This window comes from Sinomonas sp. (assembly GCF_036848755.1).
GTDB lineage: Bacteria > Actinomycetota > Actinomycetes > Actinomycetales > Micrococcaceae > Sinomonas.
Map to the genome: position 1 here is coordinate 1 of NZ_DAIUJO010000148.1, position 7316 is coordinate 7316.

At 69.7% G+C, this 7316-nt stretch carries 4 protein-coding genes; all 4 read left to right on the top strand.

Annotation, left to right across the window (positions count from 1 at the left end; genetic code table 11):
- Window positions 1-162: 162 nt before the first annotated feature.
- The 4 genes from V7053_RS16920 (at window position 163) to V7053_RS16935 (ending at window position 7147) form a co-directional block, all read left to right on the top strand.
- Window positions 163-1314: a glycosyltransferase family 4 protein gene (locus V7053_RS16920; protein ID WP_334173436.1), complete on the top strand. Its 1152-nt coding sequence runs from the start codon at window positions 163-165 to the stop codon at window positions 1312-1314.
- Between the two features lie 52 nt (window positions 1315-1366).
- Entirely contained in the window at window positions 1367-2707 is a 1341-nt protein-coding gene (locus tag V7053_RS16925) for a UDP-glucose dehydrogenase family protein (protein ID WP_334173437.1), read from the top strand.
- A gap of 136 nt (window positions 2708-2843) precedes the next feature.
- The gene (locus V7053_RS16930) at window positions 2844-6209 is read left to right on the top strand and encodes a DEAD/DEAH box helicase (RefSeq protein WP_334173438.1); all 3366 of its coding nucleotides are present in this window, start codon (window positions 2844-2846) and stop codon (window positions 6207-6209) included.
- A gap of 257 nt (window positions 6210-6466) precedes the next feature.
- Window positions 6467-7147 carry a transglycosylase family protein gene (locus V7053_RS16935; protein ID WP_334173439.1) on the top strand — a complete coding sequence of 227 codons (681 nt, stop codon included), beginning with the start codon at window positions 6467-6469 and terminating at the stop codon, window positions 7145-7147.
- Window positions 7148-7316 lie beyond the last annotated feature (169 nt).

The following is a 7316-nucleotide window of genomic DNA, read 5'->3' on the forward strand; positions in this document are numbered from 1 at the left end:
GGGGCGTTAGCCGTACCCGAAACGGTTGGGAGGGGCGTTAGCCGTACCCGAAACGACGACGACGGCGGCGGGCGGAGCATGAAGCCTCGCGTTAACCAAGCCTTCCCCTCGCGGTCACGCCGTTTCCGCCAGCCCGTCAAGGATGAGCGGAACCGTGGAAGCGTGAGGATCGCGATAGTCGCCGAATCGTTCCTGCCCCAGATGAACGGAGTGGTCCATTCGGTTCTGCGGGTCCTGGAGCACCTCCAGGAACGCGGAGACGACGTCCTCGTGATTGCCCCGGCGGGGGACGCGGGGGTTGGGCCGGAGTACGTGTCGGGGGCACTCGTCCAACGCCTTCCGTCGATGCCGATGGTTGGCTACTCGAAAGTCCGGGTCGCGTTCGGCGCCGTCCCCAAGGTCCGCCGCATCCTCAAGCGGTTCGCGCCCGACGTCGTGCATCTCGCCTCTCCGTTCGAACTCGGTTGGCGCGCCGTCCGCGCCGCACACAGCCTGGGCATTCCAACGGTGGCCGTGTATCAGACCGAAGTCCCCAGCTACGCCGCCCGGTACGGCGTGCCCTTCCTCGAGAACTGGGCGTGGGAGCGCGTCGAGAAGATTCACCTGCTCGCGGACCGCACCCTCGCGCCGTCGACCTTCGCGCTGAACCAGCTGCGCGGCCGCGGGATCTTCGACGTCGAACTCTGGCGCCGCGGCGTGGACACCCAGCGGTTCAACCCCGCGAAGCGCGACGACGCGTGGCGGGCGGCCGTCGCGCCCTCAGGTCGGGCTAGCGGGAGGCCGCGGAAGATCATCGGCTACGTGGGGCGGCTTGCGGCAGAGAAGCAGGTCGAGGATCTGCGCGTGCTCGCGGATCTTCCGGACACTCAGCTCGTGATCGTCGGCGACGGGCCGCTCCGCCCCACCCTCGAGGCCCAGCTGCCGTCCGCACACTTCGCGGGGTTCCAGGGCGGCGAAGACTTGGCACGCATGGTTGCGAGCTTCGACCTGTTCGTCCATCCCGGCGAGTTCGAGACGTTCTGCCAGACGGTCCAGGAAGCAATGGCCTCAGGGGTTCCGGTGGTGGCGACCGGGAGGGGAGGGCCGCTCGATCTCGTCGAGAACTCGAAGACCGGCTGGCTCTACACCCCTGGCCGTCTCGACGAACTGCGTTCGTACGTGCAGGACCTCATCGGCGACGACGCGAAGCGAGCCGCGTTCGCCGAGGCAGCCCTGCGCAGCGTCCAAGGCCGGACGTGGCCGTCGATCTGCGGGCAGCTCGTGGGCCATTACGACGACGTCATCGCGGCCCGCGCACCGCTCGCCGTGCGCTGAGCTCGGCCACGGGCTCGCCAATCCCGACTCGCCAATCCTCGAAAGGAACCACATGAAGATCTCGGTCATCGGATGCGGCTACCTCGGCGCCGTCCACGCCGCCACTCTCGCGTCGATGGGCCACGAGGTGGTGGGCGTCGACACTGATGCGGAGAAGGTGGGCCACCTTGCGCGCGGGTTCGCACCGTTCTTTGAGCCCGGCCTCGAGGAGCTCCTCGAGGACGGCCGCGGGACGGGCCGCCTCGCCTTCACAACGGAGATGGATCTCGTCGCCGGATGCGACGTCCACTTCCTCTGCGTCGGCACGCCTCAGTCGAAGACGAGCGAGGTCGCCGACCTGACGTACCTCGAGGCGGCCACCCGCTCGCTCGCGGCCCACGCCAGGGCGGGCTCCGTCGTCGTCGGCAAGTCCACGGTGCCCGTGGGGACGGTGCGCCACGTGCGGTCGTGGCTTGCGGGGACGGACGTCCAGCTGGCCTGGAATCCCGAGTTCCTGCGGCAGGGGACCGCCGTCAAGGACTCGCTCGTGCCGGATCGCCTCGTGTACGGGGTGGACGAGGCCGATGCCGCCGCCCCCGCCGTGCTCCGTGCGCTCGACGAGGTGTATGCGCCGCTCCTGCACGCGGGTGTACCGCGCCTCGTGTGCAGCTTCGCGACCGCGGAACTCATCAAGTCGGCGGCAAACGCATACCTCGCAACCAAGCTCTCGTACATCAACGCGATGGCGGAACTGTGCGACGCGGCCGGCGCGGACGTGACGCAGCTCGCCGCAGCGATGGGGCTCGACCCGCGCATCGGCCAGCGCTACCTCGCGGCAGGACTGGGCTTCGGCGGGGGCTGCCTCCCCAAGGACATCCGCTCGTTCCGTGCCCAGGCGCGGGAGCTCGACGTCGCCTCGGTGGACACCTGGATGGGCCTCGTCGACTCGATCAACGTGGGCCAACGGGCGCGGGTCGCGGAGATCGCCGCGGAGCTGTGCGGCGGCACGGTCGCCGGGCGGCGCGTTGCCGTCCTCGGCGCGGCGTTCAAGCCGGACACGGACGACATCCGCGACTCGCCCGCGCTCGACGTCGCGCTGCGGCTCGCCAGCGCCGGCGCGCACGTCGTCGTCACGGACCCGAAGGCCATCAACAACGCGTGGCTGCGCTACCCGCAGCTCCAGTTCGAAGCCGCACTCCGGAATGCCTGCGAAGGCGCCGACCTCGTGCTGCTCCTGACCGAGTGGGCCGAATACCGGACGCTCAACCCCCACGAGCTCGCCGAGATCGTCGCGGGGCGCGTGATGGTCGACGCGCGGAACGTCCTCGACCGCGACGTCTGGCGGGAGGCCGGGTGGACGGTCCACGGGCTGGGCACGGGGACGCAGGTGTCGGAGACGGCCCCGGCGCGATAGCGCACCTTTGCTCCGAGGGCGGACGTTTGCTCCGAGGGCGCACGTTTCCCCATGGGCAAACGTGCGCCCTCGCGCCAAACCTCACCTTTCGCCGCGCAAGCCCAAGGCTGTCGGGAGTGCGTGGGAGGATGGCATTGTGCCCCTCTCCCCCGCCGACGAGACCGGATCGCGCTCCGCGGACCTGCCAATGGTCGACGTCCACGGGCTTGTACGCGCCGTCGGCCCGACCACTCTCGCTCGGGCCACGGCCTACGCGCGCGGGGGGCACGTCCTGAGCTTCGACTGGAACGCTGAAAGCGGCGAGCTCAGCGCGGAAGTGCAGGGAAGCGAACCCGAGCCCTACGAGTGCCTCGTGCGCATCCGGCAGGCACCCGGACGCGACCTGTACGAGGGCGGCTGGTGCACGTGCCCGGTCGGGAGCGACTGCAAGCACATGCTCGCCGCGGTCCTCGCCGCCAACGAGCAGACGGTCCGCGCCCGCCTGGGCGTGGCCAGCCCCGCCGCGGCATCGCGGGCGAAGCAGCCAGCCTGGCGCAGCGCGCTTGCCGAGATCCTCGCGCCGGCCGGGTCACCTGCTGGTTCGGCCCGCCGGGCCGTCCTCGCGCTCCAGTTCGAACTCCGCGACCTCGACGCGCAGAAGCGAAAGAAGTACGGACTCGAATACGCACGGCAGCACCGGGAGGGCGTCAAGCTCGGCATCCGCCCGGTCAGCAAGGATCCGGGAACGGGGCGCTGGAATCGCGGGAGCCTCAGCTGGTCGACCTTCGGCCGCCGAGACTATGGGGGAAGCTTCGAGCCCACCCAGTTCCGGGTCCTCCAGCAGATCCAGCCGCTCCAGCTTGCGGATGGCGGCAACTATTGGCGCCCCAACGACCCATGGATCTACGTCGACGACTTCAACAGCCCCCTCTGGTGGACCGTTCTGAACGATGCTGCCGCCGCCGGAATCGAATTCGTCGGATCGAAGAGCACCGTGCAGATCCATGTGGCGCGGGTGGCGGAAGTGAGCGTCGACGTGCGGAAGGCGGACGACGGCGGGCTGTCAGTCGCGCCGTCGCTTGCCTTCGACGGCGAGGAGGTTCCGGCCTCGTCGGCCGGTCCGATCGGCGACCATGGGGCCTACGCCGCTCTGCGGAACGGCAAGGACGAGCTCATCGTGCTCGCCCCGGCGGCGCACCTTCTCACGGATCGCGAGCGGGCGCTGCTGCGGCAGCACGACCCGATCCTGATCCCAGAGCCGGATCGGGACGTGTTCTTCGGCGAGCTGTACCCGGATCTCGCGCGCAGCCTCGCTGTCGGGAGCAGCGATGGCAGCGTCGAGCTCCCGCCGATCGAGCCGCCGGTGCTTGTGCTCACAGCGACGTTCGAGCCGCGGGACCGGCTGCGCCTCGCATGGCATTGGGAGTACCGGACGGACGACGACGTGCGGCAGCTCCCGCTCTACGCGGCGCCTGGCGAGCGGCACGCGAGGGACGAGACGGCGGAAGCCGCCGTCGTCGCCCGTGTCGCGGACGCGCTCGAGGACAGCGCGCTCGGGCGCCGCGCCCTGGGTGACGCCACGCTCGCCGACCTCGACACGGCCGACTTCGCCGAGCGCACGCTCCCCGAGCTCAGAAAGGTCGAGGGGCTCGAGGTCGTGCTGCGGGGGGACAAGCCGGACTACCGGCGGCTCGACGGCGCGCCGGAGCTCGTGCTGAGCGCGGTCGAAAGCGAGAAGCGGGACTGGTTCGACCTCGGACTCATGATCACGGTCGAGGGCCGGCAGGTCGCGTTCCAGGACGTCTTCGTGGCGCTCGCGCGAGGGCGCACGAAGATCATGCTTCCGGACAAGTCGTGGTTCAGGATCGACACACCGGAGATCCTGCGCCTCAAGGAGATCATCGATGCCTCCCACGAGCTGCGCGAGTGGAAGGCCGAGGGCGGGGCGCCGAAGCCGCCGCGGCTGAGTCTGTACCAAGCTGGCCTATGGGACGAGATCGCCGAGCTCGCGGGTGAGACCATCGAGCCACCGCGCTGGCGGCAGACGGTGCGAGGGCTCCTCGAGCCCGACGCCCTCGACCCGGTCCCAGTCCCGGCGGGCCTCGCCGCAGAGCTGCGCCCGTACCAGCACGAGGGGTTCGAGTGGCTCGCGTTCCTGTGGCGGCACGGCCTCGGGGGCGTCCTCGCCGACGACATGGGCCTCGGAAAGACGCTTCAGACGCTCGCACTGCTGCTCCACGCGCGAGAAACGGGGGGCCCCGAGGGCGCCGCGTCCGACGGCGAACCGTCGCCGTTCCTCGTCGTCGCGCCGACGTCGGTGGTGCCGAACTGGGCCGCCGAAGCCGAACGCTTCGCTCCGTCGCTGCGGACGGTGGCCGTCACGGATACCCAGGGCGCCGCCGGCCTGCCGCTCTCGGAAGCAGTGGCCGGGGCCGACGTCGTGATCACGAGCTACGCCCTCTTCCGCCTCGACGCGGACGCCTACTCCGGCCTCGCCTGGGACGGCCTCATCATGGACGAGGCGCAGTTCCTCAAGAATCGCGCCACGAAGGCCCACCAATTCGCGCGCGACCTCGAGACGCCGTTCAAGCTCGCCCTGACCGGCACGCCCCTCGAGAACAACCTCATGGAGCTCTGGTCGCTCTTCGCGATCGTGGCCCCGGGCCTCTTTCCAGGTTCCAGCGTGTTCGCGCAGGACTTCGCGCGCCCGATCGAGAAGAACGGCGACGCCAAGCGCCTCGCCCAGCTTCGTCGGCGCGTGCGGCCCCTCATGCTCCGCCGCACGAAGGAGGCCGTCGCGTCCGAGCTTCCGGAGAAGATCGAGCAACGGCTCGAGGTCGACCTCGCGCCGAAGCACCGTCGGCTCTACGAGCAGTACCTCCAGCGGGAACGCGAGAAGGTTCTCGGCCTCGTCGAGGACCTCGATCGCAACCGGTTCATCGTCTTCCGGTCGCTCACGCTCCTGCGCCTCATGGCTCTGGACCCCTCGCTCGTCGACCCTGCGCTCGATGGCGTCTCCCCGGCCAAGCTCGATGTCCTGCTCGAGCAGCTCGACGACGTCATCGCGGAGGGCCACCGGGCGCTCGTGTTCAGCCAGTTCACCTCGTTCCTCCGCAAGGCCGCCGAACGGCTCGATGCCGCGGGGATCCCGTACGCGTATCTGGACGGATCGACGAAGCGGCGCGGCGACGTCGTCCGCTCGTTCAAGGAAGGCGAGGCGCCCGTCTTCCTCATCTCGCTCAAGGCCGGGGGCTTCGGTCTCAACCTGACCGAGGCCGACTACTGCTTCCTCCTCGACCCGTGGTGGAATCCCGCTGCTGAGGCGCAGGCGGTGGACCGCGCGCACCGCATCGGCCAGGAGCGCGCCGTCATGACGTACCGGCTCGTCGCGAGGGGGACGATCGAGGAGAAGGTCATGCAGCTCAAGGAGAAGAAGGCCGCGCTCTTCACGTCGGTCATGGACGACGACGCGATGTTCTCCTCGGCGCTCACTGCGGAAGATGTTCGAAGCCTCATCGAGTAAGCGCCCATCACGATTTGGCAACGAAGAATCTGTACTCTAGGGTAGGTCAAGGTTCGATAACGGACCGCCCGACCCAGCGGGCACAACGCCGAGGCCCCACGCGCCGTCGGCTGCATATGCCGGGTACTGCCGTCCACCGCTCGCCGCCGTTTGCGCAGTCACCATCGTCCTGACCTCAAACTGTCAGGGACCGGCGGCGCACAACGACTTCCGGGGACGGAACGAGTGCCGGTGGAGTCCCGAGCATCTGAGAACCCATGAAGAAGACCTTCAAAACTGCTGCACGTCGTTCTCTCGCCTTTGCCGCCATCTCCGGTGCTGCCATCGGCGGCGCCGCACTCGCGGCCCCTGCTGCCAACGCGGCCAGCACGTCCACGTGGGACTCGATCGCCCAGTGCGAGTCGGGCGGCAACTGGGCCATCAACACCGGCAACGGTTACTATGGCGGCCTCCAGTTCACCCTGAGCACCTGGCAGGCCTACGGCGGGACCGGGATGCCGAATCAGGCGTCCCCGGCCACTCAGATCTCTGTCGCCGAGCGCGTTCTCGCGAGCCAGGGTTGGGGCGCATGGCCCGCCTGCTCCGCGAAGCTCGGCCTCTACGGCACGGCTGGCGCCAACCCGACGCCTGTTCAGGTGACCCCGGCCCAGGCCGCTCCGGTGCAGGCTGCGCCTGTGCAGGCTGCGCCCAAGGCCGCCGTCGCCCCGCAGGCTGCGCCGGTCCAGGCCGCCCCGGTCCAGGCCGCTCCGCGCCACGTCGCTCAGGTTCCCGTCTCGGGCCAGACCTACACGGTCAAGACTGGCGACACCCTCAGCGCCATCGCTCAGCAGCTCGGTGTGACCGGCGGTTGGGAGAGCCTGGCCGACGCCAACGCGAGCGTCATCGCGAACCCGAACCTGATCTTCCCCGGCCAGGTTCTCCAGCTCCCGGCCAAGTAAGTAAGACCAGCCGACACAGGCTTCGGTCCGGTCACTCATCGGGCCCGGGCCGACGGCGCCCCAGCGCCCCCTGCGAACGCCGCACCGGCCGCGCACGTCTTCGGACGGACGCGGCCGGTGCGGCGTTCGCTGTCTTCGGGTTTCGGGGTTCGGGGTTCGGGCGGTTTCG